The organism is Streptomyces sp. NPDC047974 (genome assembly GCF_040653375.1).
In the GTDB taxonomy this organism is placed as follows: Bacteria; Actinomycetota; Actinomycetes; order Streptomycetales; family Streptomycetaceae; genus Streptomyces.
Genome location: NZ_JBEZNU010000114.1, coordinates 1 through 1,450 on the forward strand (window position 1 = coordinate 1; position 1,450 = coordinate 1,450).

The window sequence follows — 1,450 nt, forward strand, 5'->3', positions numbered from 1 at the left end:
GGTGTCTTGGTGCGGAGGTAGAGGGCGGTGGTGAGGGTGCCGATGAGGACGATGGCGGTGTTGATGATGACGGCGGTGGTGATGCCGTGGTGGATGTCGAGGGTGGTGGCGGCGATGGCGCTCATGATGGGGGTGCCCATGGTGATGCCGATTTGCTGGGTCATGGTGGCGAGGCCGGTGGCCATGCCTTGTTCGTGGTCGGGCAGGCCGGTGGTGGCGGTGACCATGAAGCCGACGATGACGAGCATGTTGCCGATGCCGCCGGCGAAGGTGGCGGGCAGGAGGAGCCAGAGGGCGGTGGCGGTTTCGCCGAGGCCGATGAGGGCGAGGGTGGCGGCGGCCTGGAGGAGTCCGCCGATGATGAGGGTGGTGCGGGTGTTGGTGGCGGCGATGACCTTGGGGGCGATGGAGCCGCCGATGACGGTGCCGATGCCCAGGACGCCGAAGGAGAGGCCGGCGGCGAGGGCGGAGAAGCCGAGGACTTCCTGGAGGTAGAGGGTCATGAGGAAGACGAGGCTGGTCTCGGTGAGGAAGGCGATGAGTCCGGCGATGTTGCCCCAGGCGACGTTCCTGCGCTTGAGGACGGTGACGGGGACGAGGGGTGCCTTGGCCTTGGCTTCGATGGCGTAGAAGGCGATGAGGAGGATGACGCCGGCGGCGAGGGCGGTGAGGGCGGTGGGGTCGGTCCAGCCTTCTTCGCCGGCGTGGGTGAGGCCGTAGACGAGGGCGAGGAGGCCGAGGGTGACGGTGGTGGCGCCGGGGAGGTCGAGGCGGGGGCGTTCGGTGGGTCGGGATTCCTTGATGACGGTGGGGGCGATGAGGAGGACGGCGATGGCGACGGGGACGTTGATGAAGAAGGCCCAGCGCCAGGAGAGGAGGTCGGTCAGGACGCCGCCGAGGATGGCGCCGGTGGTGAAGCCGGCGGACATGAGGGCGCCGTTGAGTCCGAGGGCTTTCTGGCGGAGGGGGCCTTCGGGGAAGGAGGTGGTGAGCAGGGAGAGGCCTGCGGGGGTGACGGCGGCGGTGGCCAGGCCCTGCAGGACGCGGGCGACGAGGAGGACTTCGGGGGTGGTGGCGAGTCCGCCGAGGAGGGAGGAGGCGCCGAGGACGGCGAGTCCGATGAGGAAGAGGCGGCGGCGTCCGAAGAGGTCGGCGACGCGGCCGAACAGGAGGGTGAAGCCCGCGGCGCACAGGGCGAAGGAGGTGGCGATCCACTGGAGGTTGGCCAGGGAGAAGCCGAGGCCTTCGCCGATGACGGGCAGGGCGACGTTGAGGATGGAGAAGTCCACCGCGAGCATGAACTGCGCGACGAGCAGGACGACCAGGACGAGCTTCAGCCGGCCGTCCAGCCTGTCCGGTACCGGACCACCGGCACCACCACTCGCCGCCGCGCCGGCATCCGGACCCGGACGCGCACTCTCGACAACCGACATGACCAACCAGTCCTTTC

The 1,450-nt window shown here is 69.5% G+C and carries 1 protein-coding gene; it reads right to left on the reverse strand.

The features are described 5' to 3' along the window. A partial coding sequence (locus AB0E19_RS38705; protein WP_362189941.1) for an MFS transporter occupies positions 1-1,433 on the reverse strand: 1,433 nt, incomplete at its 3' end. Positions 1,434-1,450: the final 17 nt, after the last annotated feature.